Source organism: Paenibacillus vandeheii, from assembly GCF_030433635.1.
GTDB lineage: Bacteria > Bacillota > Bacilli > Paenibacillales > Paenibacillaceae > Paenibacillus > Paenibacillus vandeheii.
In genome coordinates this window covers 407,496-431,160 of the sequence record NZ_JAROCD010000006.1, presented here as the reverse complement: position 1 = coordinate 431,160, position 23,665 = coordinate 407,496, and the positions used below count along the sequence as shown (strand labels likewise).

The 23,665-nt window shown below is 45.4% G+C and carries 19 protein-coding genes; 17 read left to right on the top strand and 2 right to left on the bottom strand.

The window, feature by feature from the left end; all coding sequences use genetic code 11:
* Positions 1 to 58: 58 nt before the first annotated feature.
* Together P5G61_RS14465 and P5G61_RS14460 are read left to right on the top strand one after the other, a co-directional pair.
* Complete coding sequence (locus P5G61_RS14465) at positions 59 to 673, top strand: TetR/AcrR family transcriptional regulator (protein ID WP_301247234.1); 615 nt, start codon at positions 59 to 61, stop codon at positions 671 to 673.
* 33 nt (positions 674 to 706) lie between these two features.
* Positions 707 to 1,693: an alpha/beta hydrolase gene (locus P5G61_RS14460; RefSeq protein WP_301247180.1), complete on the top strand. Its 987-nt coding sequence runs from the start codon at positions 707 to 709 to the stop codon at positions 1,691 to 1,693.
* Between the two features lie 78 nt (positions 1,694 to 1,771).
* On the opposite strand, the gene metE is transcribed toward P5G61_RS14460, so the two are convergent.
* Entirely contained in the window at positions 1,772 to 4,063 is a 2,292-nt protein-coding gene (gene metE / locus P5G61_RS14455) for a 5-methyltetrahydropteroyltriglutamate--homocysteine S-methyltransferase (RefSeq protein ID WP_301247179.1), read from the bottom strand.
* Positions 4,064 to 4,295: 232 nt separating this feature from the next.
* Between metE and P5G61_RS14450 the strand changes: the two genes are divergently transcribed.
* The 13 genes from P5G61_RS14450 (at position 4,296) to P5G61_RS14390 (ending at position 17,567) form a co-directional block, all read left to right on the top strand.
* A complete protein-coding gene (locus P5G61_RS14450; protein WP_053782246.1) occupies positions 4,296 to 4,616 on the top strand; it encodes a DMT family transporter in 321 nt (106 codons plus the stop codon).
* Between the two features lie 20 nt (positions 4,617 to 4,636).
* Positions 4,637 to 4,987, top strand: a complete 351-nt coding sequence (locus P5G61_RS14445; RefSeq protein ID WP_301247178.1) for a DMT family transporter — start codon at positions 4,637 to 4,639, stop codon at positions 4,985 to 4,987.
* A 27-nt stretch (positions 4,988 to 5,014) separates the two neighbouring features.
* Complete coding sequence (locus tag P5G61_RS14440) at positions 5,015 to 5,557, top strand: TetR/AcrR family transcriptional regulator (RefSeq protein WP_301247177.1); 543 nt, start codon at positions 5,015 to 5,017, stop codon at positions 5,555 to 5,557.
* 179 nt (positions 5,558 to 5,736) lie between these two features.
* Positions 5,737 to 6,615, top strand: coding sequence for an AraC family transcriptional regulator (locus P5G61_RS14435; RefSeq protein WP_301247176.1), 879 nt, complete (start codon positions 5,737 to 5,739; stop codon positions 6,613 to 6,615).
* 85 nt (positions 6,616 to 6,700) lie between these two features.
* Positions 6,701 to 7,975 carry an ABC transporter substrate-binding protein gene (locus P5G61_RS14430; protein ID WP_301247175.1) on the top strand — a complete coding sequence of 425 codons (1,275 nt, stop codon included), beginning with the start codon at positions 6,701 to 6,703 and terminating at the stop codon, positions 7,973 to 7,975.
* A 52-nt stretch (positions 7,976 to 8,027) separates the two neighbouring features.
* The gene (locus tag P5G61_RS14425; protein WP_301247174.1) at positions 8,028 to 8,918 is read left to right on the top strand and encodes a carbohydrate ABC transporter permease; all 891 of its coding nucleotides are present in this window, start codon (positions 8,028 to 8,030) and stop codon (positions 8,916 to 8,918) included.
* Positions 8,919 to 8,934: 16 nt separating this feature from the next.
* Complete coding sequence (locus tag P5G61_RS14420; RefSeq protein WP_301247173.1) at positions 8,935 to 9,816, top strand: carbohydrate ABC transporter permease; 882 nt, start codon at positions 8,935 to 8,937, stop codon at positions 9,814 to 9,816.
* A 254-nt stretch (positions 9,817 to 10,070) separates the two neighbouring features.
* The gene (locus P5G61_RS14415; protein WP_301247172.1) at positions 10,071 to 10,823 is read left to right on the top strand and encodes a response regulator transcription factor; all 753 of its coding nucleotides are present in this window, start codon (positions 10,071 to 10,073) and stop codon (positions 10,821 to 10,823) included.
* Positions 10,792 to 12,444 (top strand): sensor histidine kinase, encoded by a 1,653-nt coding sequence (locus P5G61_RS14410; RefSeq protein ID WP_301247171.1) that lies wholly within the window; start codon positions 10,792 to 10,794, stop codon positions 12,442 to 12,444. Before P5G61_RS14415 ends, P5G61_RS14410 begins: the two co-directional genes overlap by 32 nt.
* A 217-nt stretch (positions 12,445 to 12,661) precedes the next feature.
* The gene (locus P5G61_RS14405; protein ID WP_301247170.1) at positions 12,662 to 14,299 is read left to right on the top strand and encodes an extracellular solute-binding protein; all 1,638 of its coding nucleotides are present in this window, start codon (positions 12,662 to 12,664) and stop codon (positions 14,297 to 14,299) included.
* A 108-nt stretch (positions 14,300 to 14,407) separates the two neighbouring features.
* Entirely contained in the window at positions 14,408 to 15,358 is a 951-nt protein-coding gene (locus tag P5G61_RS14400; protein WP_435874170.1) for an ABC transporter permease, read from the top strand.
* 10 nt (positions 15,359 to 15,368) lie between these two features.
* Positions 15,369 to 16,256, top strand: coding sequence for a carbohydrate ABC transporter permease (locus tag P5G61_RS14395; RefSeq protein WP_301247169.1), 888 nt, complete (start codon positions 15,369 to 15,371; stop codon positions 16,254 to 16,256).
* Between the two features lie 171 nt (positions 16,257 to 16,427).
* Positions 16,428 to 17,567: a glycoside hydrolase family 76 protein gene (locus tag P5G61_RS14390; protein WP_301247168.1), complete on the top strand. Its 1,140-nt coding sequence runs from the start codon at positions 16,428 to 16,430 to the stop codon at positions 17,565 to 17,567.
* Between the two features lie 207 nt (positions 17,568 to 17,774).
* Here P5G61_RS14390 and P5G61_RS14385 read toward each other — a convergent pair whose 3' ends face one another.
* Positions 17,775 to 19,829, bottom strand: coding sequence for a GxGYxYP domain-containing protein (locus P5G61_RS14385; protein WP_301247167.1), 2,055 nt, complete (start codon positions 19,827 to 19,829; stop codon positions 17,775 to 17,777).
* A 307-nt stretch (positions 19,830 to 20,136) separates the two neighbouring features.
* Here P5G61_RS14385 and P5G61_RS14380 point away from each other — a divergent pair, with 307 nt between their 5' ends.
* Both P5G61_RS14380 and P5G61_RS14375 read left to right on the top strand, forming a co-directional pair.
* Positions 20,137 to 21,285, top strand: coding sequence for a GntR family transcriptional regulator (locus P5G61_RS14380; RefSeq protein ID WP_301247166.1), 1,149 nt, complete (start codon positions 20,137 to 20,139; stop codon positions 21,283 to 21,285).
* Positions 21,286 to 21,448: 163 nt separating this feature from the next.
* A complete protein-coding gene (locus tag P5G61_RS14375; RefSeq protein ID WP_301247165.1) occupies positions 21,449 to 23,653 on the top strand; it encodes a hypothetical protein in 2,205 nt (734 codons plus the stop codon).
* Positions 23,654 to 23,665 lie beyond the last annotated feature (12 nt).

Below are 23,665 nucleotides of genomic sequence, written 5' to 3'. Positions count from 1 at the left end.
TATTATGAAGGAATGAAGACATAATCTATTGTTAGAGAAGGGAGGGCGTCATTTAGTGATGAATAAACCAAGCTTGCGTGATATCAAAAGAGAGGCAACTACAAAAGCGCTGGCCGGCGCAGCGTTTGAACTTGCGGTTGAGCGTGGACTGGACGGATTCATTATCGATGATCTCGTGCAAAGGGCTGGCTACTCCAGAAAAACGTTCGCAAACCACTTCTCCTGTAAAGAGGAAGCGATAGCCATGGCGGCTATACTTACAACAGACAATTACGAAGACCAGCCATTTAATGAAATTACGCTAGAAAACATGCTGCCGTTAGATGCTTTATATATATTGATAAAGAGATCACTCACCGCAGAGTATGTTTCTAAAATGCGTCAGCTCGTAGCGCTATCCAAACAGTATCCAACGCTTGACCCATATCTCCTCAGCGTTCTTTCTCGTTTGCAAGCTACGGCTCAGGAAACTTTAACCGATCTATCTCATGGACGGTATCCCCAAGGATACGCTCATCTTCTCTCGGGTGCTGTATATGGAGCTGTTCTGGCTATATTCGACGGAAGTATTAACGTGCTACTTCCAGGCCAATCAACAAACGATTTTCCTGGGGAAATGACGTTGGATCAATATTTGGACGACATGTTCAGCTACTTGCGGACCGGCTTTTAGACGTTTTGAATTAACTCCTGAAAGGATGGGAAAATGTTGAAAGTTACAACGAAAATGATTGATAAGCAATTAAGAATAAAAGGCAAACTTATTGATTTGTTAATGAAATCCTCCCATGAAGAAAAATGGCTTGCATCGATGAGGAAAATTAAAAAAAGATCGGATGCGTCAGCGGGAAAAGACATCGAGGGATTACAGTGCAGTGAAGAGTGGATACCGCGTAAAAGGGGTGGATCCAAAATACGCATTCGGATCTATAAACCTTTACATCCCACAGGAAATGCGCCCGGGGTTCTTTGGATACATGGTGGAGGATATGCCATGGGAAACCCCGAGCAATTCGGGGAAAACTACAAAAAATTAATTGATGCAAGTCATTGTGTAGTCGTTGCCCCTGATTATCAATTATCCATTGACGCTCCTTATCCAGCAGCTTTGGATGATTGTTATGACACACTTTTATGGATGAAAAGCCATGCAAAAGAACTTGGGATCAGAGAGGATCAGCTCATGGTAGGCGGAGAAAGCGCTGGAGGAGGTTTAACCGCTGCAATTACTCTTTACGCCAGAGATCAGGGAGAAGTGAACATTGCATTCCAAATGCCACTGTATCCAATGATCGACGACAGAATGATTACGGAATCCGCAAAGGACAATAATGCTCCTATATGGAACTCTAATTATAATCTTTGGGCTTGGAAATTGTATCTTGGGAAATTGGCAGGGGAGGATGTACCTCCGTATGCAGCTGCTGCCAGAGCTACCGACTATAGTAATCTCCCTCCGACGGTAACTTTTGTTGGTGATTTGGAACCGTTTCGAGATGAAACCATTCAGTATGTCGAAAATTTAAGAAAAGCAGGTGTCCCTGTCGATTTCGAACTCTACAAAGGCTGCTTCCATGGCTTTGATATCATTCAACCCCATGCAGAAGTAAGCAAAAAGGCCATTTCAGCTTTTATTCATTCATTTAAATATGCAGTAGATCATTATTTTGCTGAGCAGACAGCGAAAGGGTGATATTAAAAGGCGGACATTCCTAAGCATAGGAATGTCCGCCTTTTACAAACGAATTATTGAATTCTTAATTTACTCCACTTAAACCGTTGTTGCCACGTGCTTTTCACGGGCAATCTTGGTTGCATCAACCATATTGCGCAAGGAAGCAACAGTTTCTTCGAGGCCACGTGTTTTGAGACCGCAATCCGGATTAATCCAGAACAGTTTAGGGTCCAATACACGCAAGGCGCGTTCGATCATGCTCGTCATTTCATCTACACTTGGAACACGTGGGCTATGGATATCGTACACGCCAAGTCCAATGCCCAGTTTATAAGTGTTCAACTCAAAACTATGAATGAGTTCCCCGTGACTGCGGGATGTTTCGATCGAAATAACATCGGCATCCATCGCTTCGATGGAATCAATCATGTCATGGAATTCGCAATAGCACATATGAGTGTGAATTTGAGTGGTATCCTGAACCGTGCAAGTGGAAATACGGAAAGCTTTAACGGCCCAAGCCAGATAATCGGCTTGCTCGTTTTCCTTCAACGGCAGTCCTTCGCGAACCGCTGGCTCGTCGACTTGGATCATGCCAATACCTGCTTGCTCCAGTGCTTCAACTTCTTGTCTCAGTGCGTACGCCAATTGATAGGCGATGTGCTCGCGCGGGATGTCCTCACGTACAAACGACCAGTTCATGATGGTAATTGGTCCAGTGAGCATTCCTTTTACAGGACTCTGTGTCTGGGACTGTGCATATTTGGTTTCTTCTACGGTCATTTCCCCCGTAAATGCTACGTCTCCAAAGATAATTGGTGGTTTGACACAACGGGAACCGTATGATTGTACCCATCCGTATTGGGTAAAGGCAAATCCTGCAAGTTTTTCGCCAAAGAACTCTACCATGTCGGTACGCTCAAACTCACCATGTACAAGAACATCGATCTCGATCTCTTCCTGAATTTTGATCCAGATATCAATTTGATCCCGGATAAAGGCAGCATACTGCTCATTGTTCAACTCACCCTTACGCCACAATTGACGTGCTTTACGCACTTCAGCGGATTGTGGGAAGCTGCCAATGGTTGTTGTCGGGAAAAGTGGCAATTTCCATTTTTCCTGCTGCGCGATATGACGCTCGGCAAACGGACGGGAACGTTCCGGCTGTTGAACGCTGAGTGATGCCACGGCCTCTTGAACAGCAACACGATTACGCTCTTCGGACTGCTGGAGAGCCTGAATCGTACGATCGGAATTTTCAATTTCAGCGATAATTTCAGTGCTTCTTGAAGACAATGCTTTCGTCAACAGAACAATCTCGTCCAACTTTTCATCTGCAAATGCCAGAGCATTCTTAAGTTCAGATGTGAGTTTAGTTTCACGTGCTGTAGTTACCGGAACATGAAGCAAGCTGCATGAGGATTGAACGATTAAGCGCTCAGGTGTTACGAGTTCAGCCAGTTCATCCAACAGCTCCAGTTTTCCTGGTAATGAGGCTTTCCAGATCCCACGGCCGTCAATAACCCCAGCACCCAAAACTTTATCCGCTGGGAAACCGGACGCCTGAATGGATTGAATGTTGCCCGTCGCCCCGTGTACAAAATCAAGTCCGATACCTTGAACTGGTAGGGCAACAATGTTGTTATAGTTCTCTACGGATTCAAAGTAGGTTTGCAGCATAATGTTCAGACCTGGTACAGCAGCTGCAAACGTCTCATAAATTTTTTTCAGCAACTGCAGGTCAGCATCACTTGTTTTGGTAACAAGGATTGGCTCGTCAATCTGTACCCACTGAACGCCTTCATTTGCAAGCTCCTGAAGCACTTGTACATAGAGCGGAAGCAGGCGGTCCAGCCAAGCGTTCGTTTCGGATTTATCGTATCCTTTGGACAGCTTCAGGAAAGTCAAAGGTCCGACAAGAACCGGTTTGCCTTCAATACCGAGCTTCTCTTTGGCTTCACGATAAGCAATAAGGGGCTTATTCTCCGTAAGTGCAGGGGAGGCTCCGTCCAGTTCAGGCACGATATAGTGATAGTTGGTGTTAAACCATTTTGTCATTTCACTTGCTGCTGCATCTTTCGTTCCCCGGGCAATTCCGTAGTAGACAGACAAAGGTACAGCGCCACCATTATATGCAAACCGTTTTGGTACAATTCCGAACATAACGGCTGTATCTAGAATGTGATCGTAATAACTGAAATCATTGACAGGAATAAGATCGATTCCTTTTTCTTGTTGCTTGCGCAAGTGATCTAAGCGGATTTCCTGTAATCTTGCTTGAAACTCTGTTTCTTTCAGCTTGCCTGACCAGAATGCCTCCAAAGCTTTCTTCCATTCCCGATCGGCACCAATTCGTGGATATCCCAATACACTGCTTCTCACCATTAAGTAAAACTCCTCTACAATATGTTACCAAAAAGTTATCACATATCTGGGGTTATAAAGTAATTCCATTAAGTTATATCTAGCTATAGCCTATAGCTATACCAAAGTTGCATGAGATCATCAATAATGTCAAGTATGAAGATGTTATAAAAAACTTTGCAAAAAAACCGTCCAGACGGTATAGTTAAATAGGGGTTAAATTACGCTACTTTGCGTTAGGAGGAATGAATGCATGGCTGCATATTTTTTATTGGGTTTGGCGATCGTATCCGAAGTTTTTGGGAGTTCCATGATGAAATTATCAAACGGCTTCCAAAAGAAACTTCCGATATTAGGACTGATTTTGGGTATGGGTACAGCGTTTTTTTGTCTTTCTTTAGCTTTAAAGACCATTCCGCTAGGTACCGCATATGCAACGTGGTCGGGTGTGGGGACTGCTCTTACGGCACTCGTTGGAATTGTATTTTATAAAGAGAGTGTGAACATCAGAAAAATCTCAGCTTTAATTTTAATCATTGCTGGGGTCGTGATTATGAAATTAGCTCATAGCTGATCAAGAGAGGGGGATGAACAATGAAAGTTTATTTTGCACTGGGCATTGCCATCATTACTGAGGTTTTCGGTACAACCATGTTAAAATTGTCGGAAGGATTCACGAATCTGCTACCTTCGATTGGACTTGTTGTGGGCATGACGTTGTCGTTTTATTTTTTGACGATGTGTTTGAAGACAATTCCGTTGAGCACGGCATACGCCATATGGGCAGGTGCAGGGACAGCATTAACCGCCTTGCTTGGCGTCATTTTATGGCACGATCCTTTTAACATTCTGTCGGGAATTGGACTCATTTTGGTCATTGGGGGAGTAGTGCTTTTAAACTTATCCAAAAGTCCCGTCAAATCATCAAACGCAAGTCAGTCATAAATAAACGTATATGAAGGAGGTTATCTTTTGAGAAGTAATTCAAGGCGTCATGAGCTTTTGGCATCAGCTTCATATATTGTCGAACATCTGGGTATGGAAAAATTAACGTTGGAAGCTGTAGCTAAACATGCGGGAGTAAGCAAGGGAGGATTGCTTCATCATTTTCCCAATAAAGAAGCAATCGTTACAGCCATGATCGAGGAATTTGGGGATACGTTTTTCTCGGAACTACAGCAAAAATCAAGGGAAAGCATAAACGAAGCCGGGAAATGGAGCAGGGCATATATCGAAACGACCTTCCATGATTCGAAAACGACGGCAGCTTTGAGCACAGCGCTTTTGGCCGTGTTATTCTCGAAGCCGGAATTACTTGCAGCATACAATAAAAAAAATAACATTCTTCAAGAAGATATTTTAAATGATGGCATTGATCCCGTGAATGCTGCTATTATCAAATTAGCCACAGATGGGCTATGGTTTTCAGAGATTTTTGGAGTCGGAATTTTGGATCAGGATATTCGAAATCAAGTAGAAGAAAGACTAATAAAAATGTCTTTCGAAGCGAAATGACAATATCTGCATCAACTCCTTTTTAAGAAGTCGCCATTTCAGGCGACTTTATTTTTTTGGTTTTGATCCATTACAATTTTGACTATTTTTTAAGCTCAATTAGAAGGGACAGCTATACATGATGCATAATAAGGTTACTTAGATGTTTTTTTAGCTGGAAATGAGGAAAGGGTGATTCGATGGGTGTACCTACTTTTCTTGAAACAGGTCATATGACGGAAGGTTTTCCAATCCGTGTAATTCATACGGATGAGCAATTTAACTTTGCCGCACACTGGCATGAAGAGGTTGAATTGGTTGTAGTCAATGGGAAAAGCGCGAGAATTGGCGTCAACAGCCATGTGTTTGACCTCGAACATGGAGACGTGCTGCTTATTAAGCCGGGGGACGTTCACTGCTTCTTGCCGGGTACAGATCATTTAACCATTATACTGTTTCGGCTGGAATTGTTAACGGGAAGCTTCACAACGGAAAGAGAAACCCAGGAACTGGGGGAGCTTTTCAACAAAACCATGGTCATCTCATCCAAGCTCTCCATGGAGAAAAATCTGGGGAAATATATAAGCGCCTTAGCCAATGAAGAGAAGGATCAACAGCTAGGCTATCGCTGGTTAATGGTTGCCAGATTATATGATCTGATCGTTCACATGTTACGTACAAAGGAACCCATTACAGAACCATTAACTTCAGGATGGCCCTGTACTCCTTCCAAAAAGTTTGAATTTCTGGAATCCGTCTGTGAATATCTTGAGGAGCATTATGCAGAGCCGGTCAAGCTGAATCAGGTCGCGGAGCACATTAAATTCAGCAAGTTTCACGTATGTAAACTGTTTAAAGAGGTTAAAGGAATCACGCTGATGGAATACCTGAATCATTTTCGAATCATCAAATCGGAATGGGCGTTATTGTTTCGCGAAGAATCCATTCTGGACATTGCAATCGGACATGGATTCAACAATGTGAACTCATACAATCGTCTTTTCAAAAAATATAATGGTTGCACCCCGTCTGAATTTCGCAAGAAGCATCGCAAGAATATCACAACATATGAAGGATGATTCGCAATATTTGGTGAGAAAGCCCTCTAAAAAATCCATATACTCAAATAAATTGTAAGCGTTTCCTTTTTGAAGGAGGGGGCCTATGAAGAACTTTAAGCTTAAATATATCTCCATGATTGCACTCGTAAGCGCAGTGATGATGGTATCCGGTTGCCAGCCGGGTGGAGCGAATCAACCCAAGCAGGAGGAGATTACGGTATGGAGTTTTACGGATGAAGCGGGTTATGCCATTGAGAAATTCGAGGAGAAGTATCCAGACATCAAGGTGAACTTTGTTAATATTCCGGGCAATTTCTATATCACCAAGCTAAAGTCGGCGCTTCAGACAACGTCCAAGGCTCCAGATGTGTTTATGATCGAGAATGGAAATATAAGAGAACTGATTGATGTACCTTATCTGGAGAATTTGTCGGCAGCACCGTATAACGCCAATGAGCTGATTCCAGAGCAGTATGCTTTTGTGCAGGCCAATGAGAAGGATAGCGAAGGAAATATTAGAGCAATCGGTTATCAGGGAACGCCAGGAGGCATTTATTATCGAAGAGATCTGGCCAAAGAATATTTGGGTACGGACGATCCCGAGAAGGTTGCACCGCAGATTGATTCTTGGGAGAAGATATTTGAGATCGGAGAGAGGGTCGAACAGGAAAGTGGAAGTAAAATTCATGCCCTGGCCAACTGGAATGCAATATCGAATTCGTATGATGGCATTCCTTGGGTTAAGGATGGGAAATTAGTTATCGATCCCACCTATATGAAGGTACTTGACCTTGTTCGCGAAGCTCGTCAGCGGCATGTGCTTGCAGAGCTCGATGATGGTAGTGCCGGCTATGCGGCTTCCATGCAAAAAGGCCAGGTAATGTTCTATCCCGGAGCGACCTGGGCCTTGCAATACACCTTTAAAGCGAACGCTCCGGATACCGAAGGCTTATGGGGTCTCGCACCGGGGCCATCCGCTTTTAGTGCCGGTGGAACTTATATTGCCATGTATAGCAATAGCGACAAAAAGGATTTGGCTTGGAAGTTTATTGAGTTTTATAACTTTGATCATGATTTTCTGTCCGAGCTTGCCAAGGAACAGGATTATTTCACAAGTAATATGGTCGTGAATGATCAGCTTGCGGGATCTGTATCTTCAGCGTATTTGGGAGGGCAGAAGCATTTTGAGTTTTTCTCGGAAGCGGCCAAGCAGGTTCCTGTATATGAGCGAACCAAATATGATTCAATCATTAACAATGACATCTTCAAAAATGTACTCCAGTTGTATCTCAATAACGACATCCAGACCCAGGAAGAAGCAGTTAAACGAATAAAGCGTGATGCCAAATTGAGATTTCCGGAGCTGGAAGTGGATTAGCTTAGAAGTAAGCGAATGCCTTTTAATCATCCGATGACTGGGGGTACAAATGATGTTTGCCAAGTCAATCCGCAAAGACCATTACGGATACTATTTTATTGCTCCGTTTTTCATTCTTTTCGCCATTTTTGGGCTATACCCCATTCTGTATTCACTCTATATCAGCTTCACCAACTTTGACGGGATCACGACGCCGGAATTTGTGGGAATCGGTAACTATATTGCGGTTCTGCAAGATCCTTTGTTCTACAAGACGCTGTTTAATACCCTTTTTATCTGGGGTGTTTCCGTAGTTCCGCAGCTAACCGTTTCGCTTGTCCTCGCCTTTATTCTCAATGATAAGTTACTTAAGGGAAGAGACATTTTCAGAGCGGTTTATTTCTTTCCCAATATCGTTACTGCCGCATCATTGGGTCTGCTCGTGAGTCTGATCTTTGATTGGCAATCCGGCGGTTTGAATCATTTTCTCGTTCAAGTTGGACTCATCGACGATCCAATTAACTGGAAAAATGATCCCTGGTTTATGCGACTGATCGTTTCATCTATTCTGTTTTTTCAATATTTTGGTTACTCGATGGTCATCTATCTGGCCGGGCTTCAGGGTATTGATCCCGCTCTGCAGGAAGCCGCTCAAATGGATGGGGCGAAAAAGAAACATATTTTCATTCATATCATCGTTCCCATGCTACGGCCAATTATTTTGTTTCAGATGATCACGTCAATTATTGGGGGCATTCAGATTTTCGATCAGCCGTTTACATTGACTAATGGAACGGGGGGGCCGGATCGTGCAGCCATGACCAGTATTATGTATCTGTATAATGTGGCATTTCAAAGTACACGTTTTGGTTATGGGGCGGCCATTGCATTCTGTCTGTTCATCATCATCATCCTGCTATCGGTCGTATCCTTCATGATGACGAAGCGCAAGAGCCGTGCATAGGGAGGGGGGAAATGAAATGCAAACCGTCAAACCAGTTGAACAACCAAAAGTCACTCTGCAGCAATACGATACTGTGAGGCGTCTGACACTGGGCAAAGTTATTATTTATCTGTGTTTGATTAGCCTTGCTGTGATCTGTATCATTCCGTTTTATCTCATGCTCATCTATTCCACCCATAACAATGCAACGATTGCATCGACATTTACGTTTCTGCCTGGACCCTTTCTGGTGGATAATTATATGAACATGGCCTCCAAAATCAATATCTGGCGTGGGTTTGCCAACAGCTTTTTCATTGCCGGAACGTCTACGGTGTTATCCTTATATATCGGTTCCCTAACGGCATATGGCTTCGCCAAGTTCAAATTCAAAGGTCGTAACTGGTTATTCCTATTTTTGCTTGCAACCATGATGGTGCCAGGGCAGCTTGCTCTGATCGGGATGTATCGTCTGTTCAGTACGTTAGGCTTGCTGGATAGCTATGCAGCGATCATCTTGCCTGCAGCAGCGAATGCATTTAATGTATTTTTTATCAAACAATTTATGGAGAGCAGTATTCCGGACGAGATTATTGAGTCTGCACGTGTGGATAGTGCAGGGGAGTTTCGCACATTTAATCAGATTGTCTTGCCCATTCTGGGGCCGGCCATTTCGGCTCTTGGCATATTTACCTTTATCGGTTCATGGAATAACTTTCTCACGCCGCTCGTCCTGTTTTTCTCCCTGGATAAATATCCGCTTCCGGTACTCGTTGCGCTGGTGCAAGGATATTACGGAATGGACTATGGACTGTTATATTTGGGTGTTGCGATCTCGATTTTGCCTATTATTATTGTCTTTGCAATATTCTCCAGGCAGATTATAGGCAGTGTTGCGCTGGGTGCGGTGAAAGGGTAAGCGTACAGGTACACGTAACCAAAACACCACGGAAAAAGTCGCCATATGGCGGCTCTTTTTGTTTTTTACACGATCGTGTTTATGTCATTGGCGTTTAAATCACTGATCTCTATATCTTAAAAAGAAGAGGAAAACCATTTTGAAAGCCCTTTCTAAAATCTATGATATACTACCATATGACTGGAAATAGCAATGCATAATATGATATTCCACCCTGAAGTTTCCTGCACTTCACATGCAAAGGAGATGTCATGATGTTTAATGTTCTTGTTGTTGACGATGAGCGCGTTCAAAGAGAAGGCATTAAGGATTGGATCTCTCACTACGGATTTCCCTTTCAAGTTTTGGAAGCCGAGAACGGCAAAGCAGCAGAGCGAATTCTGGTTCAGAACGCGATTGATATCCTCATCACCGACGTTAGAATGCCTCTTATGGACGGACTGGAGCTTAGCAAACAAGCACGGAAGACCCAGCAGAATGTAAAGATTGTCATCTGCAGTGGTTATGATGAATTCGAATATGCCCGCAGTGCGATTCGACTAGGTGTGGTAAATTATTTGCTCAAGCCACTGGTCAGGGACGAGTTTCTCCAGGTGATGGAGGATATCACGCAGATCCATCCTTATGGCGGAGGTTCTGAACCTGAATCGATGGAATCGAAGGTCATCCGACAGGTGAAGGATTATGTGAAGGATAATCATCAGAGAGATATCTCATTGTCGGAGGCGGCCCACGATGTGTATCTATCTCCAGGGTATTTGAGCATTTTGTTTAAAAAAGAGACCGGGGAAAACTTCTCGAAATACTTGACCGATTATCGCTTGCAGCGCGCAAGCCATCTGTTGGCTCACTCAAACATGAAAATCAATGATATTGCGGGGGCGGTTGGCATCGACAATCATTCTTATTTTGCCAAGCTGTTCAGAATCAAGTTCGGCGTCAGTCCGTTACAGTTCAGAGAGTGCGGGGTGCTTCATGATCGGATGGATCAAGAGCAAATTCAATGATATCAGGTTCCGAAACAAGCTGCTGCTGTCCCATCTGGTCATTGCACTCATTCCGATTCTTCTGCTTGGACTGCTTTCCTTCATTCAGTCCTATCGGATTCAGATGAAGGAGTTACGAAGTGAAGCTGAAGCGAGTCTGGAGCAGGTGGCTAACATTATGGATTATAAGATTAATCGGTACAATACGCTGAGTGAGTTCATGGTGCTTAACCGGGATTTATCGAAAATATTTACGAAAGACTATGAAGAAAATTATTATCATATGTACCTCGATTTCCGGGACATTCTGGAACCTTTGATCTCGAACATCCGGTTGATGGACGATGATATTGAAGCCATTACCTTTTATACATCCGGGGAGCTATTGGGAATTCGCAACAATATTTTGCCTATTGGGGATCTCAAGAGCAAGGCTTGGTATGACGGATTTCGAGGCAGGCGCTGGATTGTGGATGGAGAGAAGCTCTATCTCGTTCAGGAACTGATCAGCAATCCGAAAGACAGCAATTTTATGGTGATCTCCATTCAGCATGATAGCATCTTTGCAGACCTGGACAATCTGTCGGAGCATGTAGCCGTTCATATTGAGGATGCGAAGCAACATGTGATTTTCCAGAAAAACCACGATCATGCTGCTGTGACCGCCGGATCGAAAGGTGGTGAGTCTGGTGAACTGAGTCTTAGCCGCTCGCTCGCCAACAATGGCTGGACGATTCACTATAATCTGCTGAGTACCAATGCGTACGCAAATGCATTGGGCATTTTTCAAATTACGCTGTTTGTCATCATCCTCAGCTTGATCATTACCTTCCTGCTCATTTATGTCATTTCCAATAACTTTACGCAACGAATTATTCATATCAAGAACAAGGTGGACAAAGTGGAGCGGAACAATCTGGATGTAATAATCCGAAGTTCATCCAAAGATGAATTCGGTGAGCTGACTAACGGGATCGGTAAAATGCTGAAAAGGATCAACAGCCTGATCTCTCAGGTGTACCACGCCGAAATTGCCAAGAAGGAAAGTGAGTACAACAAGTTGATTAGCCAGATTAACCCTCACTTTCTGTACAATACGCTCTCATTTATAAGGTGGAGGGCCGAGAAAAAGGCGGATATTGAAACGAGTTATATGGTATCTGCATTAGCCCGTTTCTATAGAACAACACTAAACCAGGGGAGGAATATGGCTACGATTGAGGCTGAGATCCAGCATATTAAGGCATATCTTGATTTGCAGCTCATTATGAACGATGGTCGATTTGACGTGGATTACCATATCCATGACGAGGTATTACATACCGAGGTGATTCATTTTATTTTGCAGCCGATTGTCGAGAATGCGATCAAGCATGGTTTTGTGGAGGCAGATGCGACCGATTGTCACATCCATATTGCGGTTAGCCGGGTAGGGGCAGGGATTAAATTAATCGTTCGTGATAATGGTGTAGGCATGACACCTGTGCAGTCGGCAGGGTTGCTAACGGGGGAGAACGGCGGATGTGGTGTTCGCAACGTGAATGATCGAATTAAGCTGTATTATGGGCGGGATTACGGGCTTGAAATTCATAGTGAACCCGGCAGCGGAACGGAAGTGTCGATTGTCCTCCCGGCCTCATGAGTGTGTGGACGTATACGGAAAACATAGTGTTAGTACTGAAGCGGTTGCTGTGGCAACCGCTTGTTTGGTTCTTGTTAGAAACTTTTAATCCAGAAAATAAGTAAATTGCAGGTCATAAAAATAGTGATACATATCCGAAAAATGTGGCATATACGCCATTTTTGAAAACGCATACAATTTGGTTATCAAGAGCAAATCAGATAAAGGGGATGACAGGATGAGCAAGCGCAGAACGATGGCTACGCTGCTGATTGGCAGCATGATGATGGCTGTATTCAGCGGATGTACCGGGGGCAATAACGATAGTGCACAGCCCCAAGTTTCAGATCAGGATTATGAACCATACGGTAAATACGAGACGCCAGTGGAATTTACGATCGGCCGGAATACCAATCATGTGAACAACTTGCCTTCCGGCGATACCATTGAGGACAATCTGGCTACACGCTATGTAGAAGACCGGGTGAACGTCAAGGCCAAGGTGGCCTGGGAAACAGATGATATGGATCAGAAGCTGTCACTCTCGATGACCACAGGTGACCTACCGGATGTCATGCTGGTCAGCCGCGAAATATTTAATCAGCTGGTGGATAACGATCTGATTGCCGACATGACGGAAGTGTACGAGAAGACAGCATCCGAAGGCGTTAAAAATATTTATGGTTCCTACGGAGATTTGCTGCTGAATCAGGTGAAGGTAGACGGCAAAATCATGGGTCTGCCCATGACGAATATCGGAAACCAGCACCAATTGCTGTGGGTCCGGAAGGACTGGGTGGATAAAGTCGGCGCGAAGCTGCCGGAAACCGTCGAGGATGTATGGAATCTGGCCAGAACGTTTGTGGAGAAGGACGTTTCGGGAACGGGCAAGACGGTAGGCATGGTGATGGACTCCAATGCCATGAATTTTACGCCAATCTTCGCTGCGCACGGAGCCTTTCCTATGAACTGGATACAGAAGGACGGTAAGGTTGAATATGGGTCTATTCAGCCTGAAGTAAAGCAAGCGCTGACGGAGCTAAGCGCGATGTATAAAGAGGGCTTGATCGATAAACAGTTTGCTGTCCGTTCCAATGAAGAGAAGGAAGCCCTTGTCATCAACGGACAGGCCGGAATGCTGTTTAATCCTTGGTGGATCGGCTACACCAACTACAAGGATTCCATCAAGCAAGATCCGGAAGCAGTCTGGGTGGCCGTATCTGCACCTGTGGATGAGAATGGCAAGTTCAAGACGATCCGGCAGGATCCGGTGGGCGGTGGTATCGTCGTTGTGAAGAAGGATTTTGCGCATCCTGAAGCGATTATGAAATCAGTCAATCTAACAACGGATTTCCTGTACTCCTTAACGGAGGACGCGATCAATTACAAGAAAGAACATCCCGATGAGCTGCTGACCGATGCAAGCCGCTGGAATAATGATCCTACCCAAATTCCGATGCAAGTGGATTATGACGATGTGCTGAAGCGTTATTACGATGATCTGATCAAGGCGGATGAGGCAGGAGATGCTTCCGCTGTTCAGGAAGATCGAGTGGTTTCGTTCAAGGCCTATCAAGAATTCAAAGAAAAAGGGAATGCGATTGATGCAAACACCTACGGCGAATACCTCTCCCGGATCGAGGGACAGCGTGAAGCGAACAACCCGAATCTGGAAGTGATCCCCGCAGGCTTCTACGGAACAACCGAGACGATGAAGCTGAAGTGGGCGAATCTGCAGAAGCTCGAAGAGGAAACCATGCTCAAGATCATTATGGGGGAAGCGTCTGTAGATGAATTTGATAAGTTTGTTGACACTTGGAAGCGTACGGGTGGCGATGAGATTACAGAAGAAGTCAACGAGATGAGCAGCAGATGACGATTGCGTGAGCTTAGGTGCGGAAGCCAAGTATGATGGTGGACTTCCGCACGGGCTTTCGCCGATAATGCCTGTCCAATTAGGCACATAATGGAGGTGGAACGGACAATGGCACAGATGGAGACAGCCGTTAATCCAGAGCGGAAAGTGCGTTACCCGAGGAAAAAGAAACGTAAAACCTTTGACGAAATGACCTATCATTTTATGCTGTTGCCGGGCATGGTCATGCTGTTCATTTTCTCTATAGTACCGATGTTCGGGGTTGTGATGGCATTCCAAAAGTTCATTCCCGCCAAAGGTATATTAGGGTCCAAATGGGCAGGGCTTTCCAATTTCACGTATATGTTTCAACTGCCGGATGCGAAGCAGATCTTCGTGAATACGTTGGTTATCGCGGTCGGGAAGATTGTTCTGGGGTTAATTGTACCCATCGTATTCGCTCTGCTGCTTAATGAGGTGCGTCAAAAGGCATTCAAAAGCACGATTCAAACCGTTGTCTATTTGCCGCATTTTATGTCATGGGTGGTTCTGGGCACAATGTTGACCATGATCTTTTCCTTTGATGGCATGGTAAACAACATACTTGAATTTCTCGGCCTGGAGCGGATTATGTTTCTGGCGAGCAATGACTGGTTCAGGCCGCTGCTGATTGTAACGGATACCTGGAAGGAATTTGGCTACGGGACGATTGTCTATCTGGCTGCATTAACGGCGATCAATCCTGCATTGTACGAATCCGCCGCAATGGACGGCGCGAGTCGCTGGAAGCAAACGCTGAACATCACGCTGCCGGGTATGTTCCCGACGATTATTTTGCTGGGGACGCTAAGCCTTGGCAATGTGCTGAATGCGGGCTTTGATCAGGTGTTCAACCTGTATAATCCGCTGGTATACGAAACAGGCGATATTATCGATACTTTTGTGTACCGTATGGGTCTGATCAACATGCAATATTCATTTGCAACAGCGATTGGACTGATGAAATCAGTGATCAGCTTTGTTCTGATCGTGATTTCCTACAGGCTGGCTTCGAAGTATGCGGGGTACAGAATTTTCTAGGAGGGTTAGCATGATTCAATCCAAATCGCTCGGCTCCAGGCTATCCCGCCTGTTGATTATGTTTGCGTTGATCCTAATTACGTTCATGTCCCTGGCTCCGATCGTTAATACCATTATGGTGTCGGTCAGCAGCAGCACGGCTGTTAATGCAGGCCGGGTCTACTTTTTTCCAGTAGAGCTGAATTTCTCATCGTATGGTCAGATTCTGAATGATACGAAGTTTTGGAAAGCTTTTCTTATCTCCGTCGAGCGGGTAGTGCTTGGGGGAGCCATCAACATGATTTTGACCATCCTGATGGCGTACCCGTTATCTCGCAGCGTTACACAATTCAGATCGAGAAACACATATATGTGGATTATTGTGTTTACGATGCTTTTCAGCGGTGGAATCGTGCCTTGGTATATGGTGATCAGCAATCTGGGGTTAATCAACAGCATCTGGGCGCTGGTTCTGCCGGGAGCAGTCCCAGTCTTTAATGTAATTCTCCTGATGAACTTCTTCAAGGGAATTCCGAAGGAGCTGGAGGAGGCCGCATTTATTGACGGAGCCAGTCCGCTTAAAATTCTGCTCAAAATCTTCATTCCCATTTCCATGCCGAGTCTGGCAACCATTATGCTGTTTGTCATTGTCGGGCACTGGAACAATTTCTTTGACGGCATCATTCTGATCAACGACAGCTCCAAAATACCACTTCAGACCTATCTGCAGAGGCTCAGCCTCACACGTGATCAGATGCAGAATCTTTCGGTCGAACAGCTGCAGCAGTTTAATAAAATCTCTAACACCACACTGAACTCTGCCAAAATTCTGGTCTCCATGATTCCCATTCTGCTGATTTATCCTTTTCTCCAACGTTATTTAATCCACGGTATCGTTCTGGGTGCTGTGAAGGAATAGTTCAGGCTATCAGCATGATTGGCCGCCTTGGCTTGGTTCGAAAGGAGGTGAAGGAACACCGCGTTCGGGGAGAGGGGAAATCTGAGCTGGAGCATACATGAATGTCCTGAATGTCCCTGTTTTACGAGTGAACCGTTCGTTATAAGTCGATTGGAGAAGGGAAGGGATCTGATGAGCAAAAGGAAAATAGTGAGCCTCACGCTGGTACTCAGTATTATTCTGGTCACTACAATGGGGGCAACAAGCGGCGGTAAGAATCGTTATGCGGATCAGGCGCAGTGGGCGCAAGGGAAGCTGCATGAATACTACTGGAACGATGCATCCAAAATGATGAATAATGCTTATCCATCCACACCAGAAGGTGAGCATGCCTTGAATTACTGGTGGAAGGCTCATGCAGTCGATGCATTGGTGGACGGATACGAACGGACAGGAGACAAGGCATACACCGAGCGTGCAGAAGAACTCGTTCGCAGTATCATTGCACGCAATGGCTCACTTCATAATGAATTCTACGATGATATGGAATGGCTCGCGCTTGCCGGGCTTCGTCTGTATGATGCAACAGGCAGTGAAGAAATGAAGGGATATGTTCTGGAGTTGTGGGATGACATCAAGACCGCCTGGTGGGAGGATGAGCTTGGTGGTATGGCTTGGAAAAAGGATCAGCGTGATAACCGAAATGCGTGCTCCAACGGGCCTGCCGCCATCTTGGCTGCAAGACTGTATGAACGTTTTGGCGATACGGGGGATCTGGAATGGGCCAAGAAGATATACGATTGGGAGAAACAATATCTGGTTCATTCGCAAACAGGCCTGGTAGCGGATGGGTTGGTGCTGCGTGAGGATGGTACACTGGATGTAAATGAAGCATGGATATTCACATACAATCAAGGCACGTTTATCGGAGCGGGTGTCGAACTCTACCGGATCACTGGGGATAAGACGTATCTGAGAGATGCCGAGAAAACAGCAGCCGGTTCGTTGAAGGCCTTAACAGATGAGAAGACGGGCATATTCAAAGAAGACGGTGACGGAGATGGTGCTTTGTTCAAAGGCATATTGATCCGCTATATGGTTGAGTTGTATGAAACCGGGCATAACAAGAGCCTGAAAAAGGCGATCTACCGTAATGCCGATGCCCTTCTGAAGGGCAGCCGGGATAACGGATTATTTGGTCAGGCTTGGGGCAAACCTGCTCAGAACCCGCTCGACCTTACTGCTCAGCTCAGCGGCGTATTCCTGCTGGAGGGAGCTGCAAAGCTGGAAGCAGGCAAAGTGGATAAGCCAGATAAACCCGTGAAAAAGTAGCTGTTTGAAATTGAGGATTGTCACGGTATAACAATCGTTAGAAGTCAGCGTCAACTGCATATAATCTTTCCGAGAGATAGACTATATGCTGCTGACTTAAGATGTCTGTAATGGCAACCGGCTCCGTCATGAAAAAAAGCATCGTACCCGACCATCACGGGGGTACGATGCTTTTACGCGTCTGCATATTCGCTGTAAGTATGGTTATTACTTGCTAGCGGGCAAGTGGTAGCTTTCTCGGATTAAGGAGAAATAGTCATCAGCACGGACAACCTTGAATTCCGATCCGAGCTTTTCCGTGATCGCCAAGGCATCGGATGGGGTCGTGCTCCATGCAAGCAATCCAAGAGAAACGAACAACGGGGACTTGCCGTCCCAATTTGCTTTTGCGTCATTCAGTACCTGTAATCCGTCCTGCGCGGTACTTATCCCACGAATCGTGGATACGGGCAGACTGTCGCCAACAATTTCAACACCATAGTTATCTTCATAGCTAATGAATAAGCCGGGGGCCTTATAATCCTTCTCGTAAGCGCTTGCTTTAAATGGCGTGAGAGGTATATTCTCGCTGTCTGCACGGTTCAAAACATAAGGGATCGTCATGCCTGTCTTTTTCATATACTTTTCGGTCTGCTGCAAAAATTGCCGGAAGCTTGCATCAGGCCATGCCCCTGGGTAGAAGTATCCTGCACCGGATGGTCCTGCGATCAGCAGATCATTCGGGGTTGCGGTGTTCACATAATAATTCAGGATTGCCGGTGCTGCCTCGTAGAGAAGCGGGCTCGAAGTCCAGTTAATCGGAACTTTTCCTCTTGCGGGATCATCCCACATTACACGCATGCGATGCTGGTTATATTGAAAATTATCGCCTTCTGTAAAGGTATACGTTACATAGATTTTGTTCTCCAGCGCAGGTCGCGGAGATTTTTTCACCGGAGTGAGCTGAGGCTGTGTTCCCGAGAAAACGGTCAGGTTACTGAACCAGTCGGCAGCGAGAACATAGACACCATAACGTGAAGCAATCTCAACGGAACTGAACTCACCTTCAACATCATTGCTAAACCAGCCGAGGTAGGGAGTTCCCGGTTTTACGTCAGACATGATCTTCTCGAAAAGCGCTTTTTGCTCAGGCACATTGGAATCCAACCAGAATACCATCGCTTTATTCGCGACTGCATAATCCCTTAAATAGGCATAGGGTTCCCGTTGCTCAGCGGAGAGTGGACGGATATTACCCGCGGATACTTTGTACTGGTTCCACATATCCACCTCAGCCGTCAGATTCTGAGTTCCCGCAGGAGGACTGAATTCATATACAAAATAGTTGCCATTATCGGCGAAACGGTGGCCACCTTGACCTTCATTAACCTTGGAATTCTGTCTGTCGTAAAGAAATGATTCTTCTTCCGGTGTTCCTGCGACGAATGTTGCAATCTCTTTTCCATCAGCCTTAACGGTAATCTCATGCACAGCCGGTCCCCAGCCATCCTGAGTGAAGGCATCATCAAATCGCAAATATACCGAAGTTTTGCCAAGGAGTGAGGAGAGGTCCAAAGAATACGTATCACGGTTGCTTGCATCCCGGATCTGCTGCTTTTCCTCTGCAATCGTCACAAATGATTCTGGCATTCCGGCGGGGATGCGAATCGCTGTATCCGGATCAAGTCCGACTAACATCTGATGGTTCGTTTTCTTCCACAGATTCTCATATTGCCAGGTATAAGCATCCATCCGACTATTGAATTTACCCCGCAGATCATCCATAATCTTCAATCTGTAAGGCGCTTTGGACAATTTGTCTGCCAGCTCGGGACTGGCAACAACAGCATTCTTCAATCCTGCGAGCGTGGTTGCAACATTGATCGTATCAGGTACTTCGGGATCATATACGATCATGCCTTTGACCTCACTGCGATAAGCAGAGAATACCTCCCAATAATCTGGATGAAGCGTGTACGGCACGTTAATATCTTTAAGCCAGGTCAATTTCCCTTCTTCCTGGGATTCGATGAGATAGATTCGGGGTTGTTCCCTGTTAACAATTCCTTGCAAAGTTCCCAGCAACAATTTGATATCACCTGGCGCATCATAGATGTCGGCTGCATCCAGGTGTTTCGGCTTTTTGAAACTTGGCAGTTCACGGTGCTTGGAGCCATCAGGTTTAGCTGTTTGTACATCTGTTTCCGAAGCGGAAGCTGCACCGACTGTTAATGAAAAAGCGCATAGGAAGGCTAAACAGAGAATCGTGAATCTACGAGCCATGGCGAATTCACTCCTTGTTATAGTCAGAAATTAGAGCGTGTGCCTTCGTAATACCCATCCTCCTTTTGCGGCCGAAAGCCGATCAACACATCTCTATCCAACACATATTAAATATATTCATATATAATTTTACAAGAGGTTCGACAAAAGTTCCCATCATTCCTGGAAATCAGACATAATAAATGGGGTGATATCAGGAGAATGATCTTTACAACTGAAGATAAGCCCAGCTTGTTTATTGCACTTGTATGTGAAAGGATATATTATATATCTCAAATATTATGAATGAATTGGTGATGTGATCAAAATGAGTACAAACGATCGAATTCCGTTGTATCAACAAATCCAGGACTATATCAGACATGTCATAACTTCAGAACATATGAAACCCGGTGATCGCATACCGACAGAGAAGGAACTGATGGATCAGTTTCAGGTCAGTAAAATTACGGTTGCCAATGCGCTGACCGGATTAGCAAATGAAAAATTAATTGCGCGTGTGCCGGGGAAAGGTAGTTTCGTAGCAGAAGAAGCCGATAGTGCTTCTGTGACATCAACGCAAGTTGCCACGATGAAGGGCAGAGAGGGGATACTTTCTAGCGGAATGGTTGGCATCATTATGCCCTCAATTCATGATTATTTTGCTATTAGACTCGTTGAGGGAATTGAGCAAGCACTGCGCGAGCAAGGATATCGCAGCATGATCATGTTTACCCATGGCAAGCTGGATAAAGAGAAAGACGTCATCAGGGAGATGAAGGCACTTGGGGCAGAGGGTCTGTTAATCTTTCCTGTAGATGAGGAGAACTACAACGAGGAGATCCTCGGCATGAAGCTCTCGGGTTTTCCATTTGTACTGATGGATCGCTATTTGCCAGGGGTGGAGACACATTATATTGCGGCAGATGGTAGACGAGGCACGAGGCTAGCCGTGGAGCATCTGTGGGAGCTTGGACACCGGGATATCGCCATTTGTTCGGATTCTCCCCTTCAGACAGTCACGGTTCAGGAGCGGATCGAAGGATATATTGAGGCTTTAAAAGGCAAAGGGGCTTTAATCAATCCAGCTCATATGATTACGGATTTCCAACCGCTAAGCGAACTGAAGGATGCGGAGGCCCACCCCTTGTACCGATATATCCAAAACCGAATGGTCACGGCATATGTTTCCCTTAACGGTAGACTGGGTGTACAAATCTATCAAATGGCCAAGCAAGCAGGGCTTAGGGTGCCTGAAGATGTATCGATTGTAAGCTTCGATGACCCGACATCCATCGTGGAGGAATTCAGCATATTTACCCATGTGAAGCAGTTTGAGCGCAATATGGGATATCAGGCAGCTGTTAAATTACTTGAAGTATTGCGCGGTCATGGGGAAGTGAAAAGCTACAGCAAAATTCTGATTGAACCCGAACTGGTCATACGTCAAACCACCGGAACGGTTCCTCAAGCCTGAATTTCACAAAAAAGAAAACCTTTTCCGTCAGAAACGGGAAAGGTTTTTTTATGTTTATATAAAAAACATATTGAATATATTCATATCATATATTATAGTCTAGAAAATGATGGATAGTCATACATTGCAACCCAAATGAAATACGAGCAGGGAGGCTAAGAATGTGGCACGAGATCGAAAGGAAGAGCGTACCGGATTTCAAGAATCCGCTCCTTATCATGCCGACTATGATTTGCAGACTGACTTTGTAATGGTTTACGGGATTGACGAGTCGATGCAGGAACGCATTCAGAAGTGGAAAGAAAAAGGGTATATCGTTCATCTGATGACAGGTATTGCCTGGGGGACCTACAACAACTATCTCGATGGCGAGGTTGATGGCGCAACGCATTGGGATGAAGCTCAAACGGACCGTCAGGGGAATATGATTCTTCACGGGGACAAACCGGTCATTCCATACATGGTGCCTACGATTTCCTTTGGCCATTACATAGCAGAGCGAATACGTCTCGCTGTTGACGCCGGTGTAGAGGCCATCCATCTGGAGGAACCTGAATTTTGGGTAAACGGAGGATATTCGGAAGCTTTTAAACGGGAATGGCAGCTGTATTACAAAGAACCCTGGATTCCACCCCATGCTTCGCCAGATGCACAATTTCGAGCTTCCAAATTAAAAGCGTATTTATATACACGCGTCCTGGACCGATTATGTGCCGAGATGAAGGACTACGCGTTAAAACGTTATGGTCGTGTTCTTCGCTTTTATGTCCCGACTCATAGTCTGATTAATTACACACAATGGCGAATTGTCAGTCCGCAATCTCAGCTTTTAGAGCTGCCTTCCATCGATGGATACATTGCACAGATCTGGACCGGGACATCCCGAACCCGCAATGTGTATGAAGGAAAGCGTAAAGAACGTACATTTGAAACCGCTTACCTTGAATATGGCGTGATGCAAGAACTGGTTCGTGGTACGGACAGACGAATGTGGTTCCTGCATGATCCGATCGAAGATAACCCGAATTATTCCTGGGCCGATTACCGACAGAACTATTTAAAGACTGTGGTTGCCTCACTCTTGCATCCCGGGGTGGCCCATTATGAAGTCTCACCTTGGCCTCGACGAATCTTTCAAGGTACTTACCCATCTGAGGACGGCTCTGGCAAGGAGCAAATTCCGTCAGACTATGCCACAACTTTGCTTCAGGTCATGCACACCCTTGGTAACATGGATCAGGATGTGGTTGAAACAGCCGAGGAACCATTACAAGTTGGCGTTTTCATTGCAGACTCGGCGATGTATCAACGAATGAAGCCAGACCCCAATGCACCCCATGCCGGTAAATACGATGGAACAGACCCTGAAGGATTTCAGGAGGATGGCGATACCGAACTGCTCGATTTCTCTCCTTTTTATGGACTTACACTGCCTTTATTGAAACACGGGATTCCCGTGAGACCCCTTCAACTGGATAATGTAAGGCGGTATCCGGGTTACTTGGCAAGTTATCGTGTGCTCATACTAAGCTATGAATTCATCAAACCGGAATATCCGGACATTCACTATGCCCTTGCACAGTGGGTGCAGGCTGGCGGAGCGTTAATCTATGTTGGCGACGACAGTGATCCGTATCACAATATTCGTGCATGGTGGAACCCTGACCGCAAGGAAGGGCAGTCAGATCCGGCGCATAACTCTCCTCGAGCACATTTGTTTGAGCAGCTAGGTTTGAAAGATAAGAGGGAAGGGATCAATAAGGTTGGAAAAGGGATCGTTTGCTGGCTGAATGAACATCCGGCTGACTTCACTTTATCCAAGGCAGGGGCTGATCGGTTGCGCCAATCCGTCAAAGAAACGATGGAGACCCTCCACGGACCAGAACTTGAGTGGAAATCGAAGCCGTATTTCAAAATTAGACGAGGTCCTTATCTAATCGTATCGATTCTGGATGAGTCGGTCAGCGAAGAGCAGGTGGTTATTTCAGGTCCGATAGTGGATTTGTTTGATTCACAGCTCTCCGTTCTGAGTCAAGTGGCTCTAAAACCGGGAGAGCAAGCCCTGCTTTACGATATTGAAGCAGGCCGACCAACAGATGGAGAAGTATCCGTTATTGCTGCTTCCTCCCGAATAGAAGGTCTGTCACAGTCTGCCGCAGGTTTTCGATTCATTGCGAAAGGTCCTGCCAATATGAAGGCAACGGCAAGGCTGTACTGCAAGACCAGACCCTTATCTGCCCAGTATGTCGTTCAAGAGCGGACGGCACCCGCTGTGTGGGAATGGGACCCGGATTCAAAGACCGTTCTTCTTCAGTACGAACATGGTGATGAGAACAACGCAGAGGTTTCTGTCCGCTGGACTTCCTGATTTTATATAACC

Excerpts from the sequence above, each read along its gene's own strand:
- P5G61_RS14465 (WP_301247234.1), top strand. The coding sequence starts at position 59 with ATGAATAAACCAAGCTTGCGTGATATCAAAAGAGAGGCAACTACAAAA.
- P5G61_RS14460 (WP_301247180.1), top strand. The coding sequence starts at position 707 with ATGTTGAAAGTTACAACGAAAATGATTGATAAGCAATTAAGAATAAAA.
- metE (WP_301247179.1), bottom strand. The coding sequence starts at position 4,063 with ATGGTGAGAAGCAGTGTATTGGGATATCCACGAATTGGTGCCGATCGG.
- P5G61_RS14450 (WP_053782246.1), top strand. The coding sequence starts at position 4,296 with ATGGCTGCATATTTTTTATTGGGTTTGGCGATCGTATCCGAAGTTTTT.
- P5G61_RS14445 (WP_301247178.1), top strand. The coding sequence starts at position 4,637 with ATGAAAGTTTATTTTGCACTGGGCATTGCCATCATTACTGAGGTTTTC.
- P5G61_RS14435 (WP_301247176.1), top strand. The coding sequence starts at position 5,737 with ATGGGTGTACCTACTTTTCTTGAAACAGGTCATATGACGGAAGGTTTT.
- P5G61_RS14430 (WP_301247175.1), top strand. The coding sequence starts at position 6,701 with ATGAAGAACTTTAAGCTTAAATATATCTCCATGATTGCACTCGTAAGC.
- P5G61_RS14425 (WP_301247174.1), top strand. The coding sequence starts at position 8,028 with ATGTTTGCCAAGTCAATCCGCAAAGACCATTACGGATACTATTTTATT.
- P5G61_RS14420 (WP_301247173.1), top strand. The coding sequence starts at position 8,935 with ATGCAAACCGTCAAACCAGTTGAACAACCAAAAGTCACTCTGCAGCAA.
- P5G61_RS14415 (WP_301247172.1), top strand. The coding sequence starts at position 10,071 with ATGTTTAATGTTCTTGTTGTTGACGATGAGCGCGTTCAAAGAGAAGGC.
- P5G61_RS14410 (WP_301247171.1), top strand. The coding sequence starts at position 10,792 with ATGATCGGATGGATCAAGAGCAAATTCAATGATATCAGGTTCCGAAAC.
- P5G61_RS14405 (WP_301247170.1), top strand. The coding sequence starts at position 12,662 with ATGAGCAAGCGCAGAACGATGGCTACGCTGCTGATTGGCAGCATGATG.
- P5G61_RS14400 (WP_435874170.1), top strand. The coding sequence starts at position 14,408 with ATGGCACAGATGGAGACAGCCGTTAATCCAGAGCGGAAAGTGCGTTAC.
- P5G61_RS14395 (WP_301247169.1), top strand. The coding sequence starts at position 15,369 with ATGATTCAATCCAAATCGCTCGGCTCCAGGCTATCCCGCCTGTTGATT.
- P5G61_RS14390 (WP_301247168.1), top strand. The coding sequence starts at position 16,428 with ATGAGCAAAAGGAAAATAGTGAGCCTCACGCTGGTACTCAGTATTATT.
- P5G61_RS14385 (WP_301247167.1), bottom strand. The coding sequence starts at position 19,829 with ATGGCTCGTAGATTCACGATTCTCTGTTTAGCCTTCCTATGCGCTTTT.
- P5G61_RS14380 (WP_301247166.1), top strand. The coding sequence starts at position 20,137 with ATGAGTACAAACGATCGAATTCCGTTGTATCAACAAATCCAGGACTAT.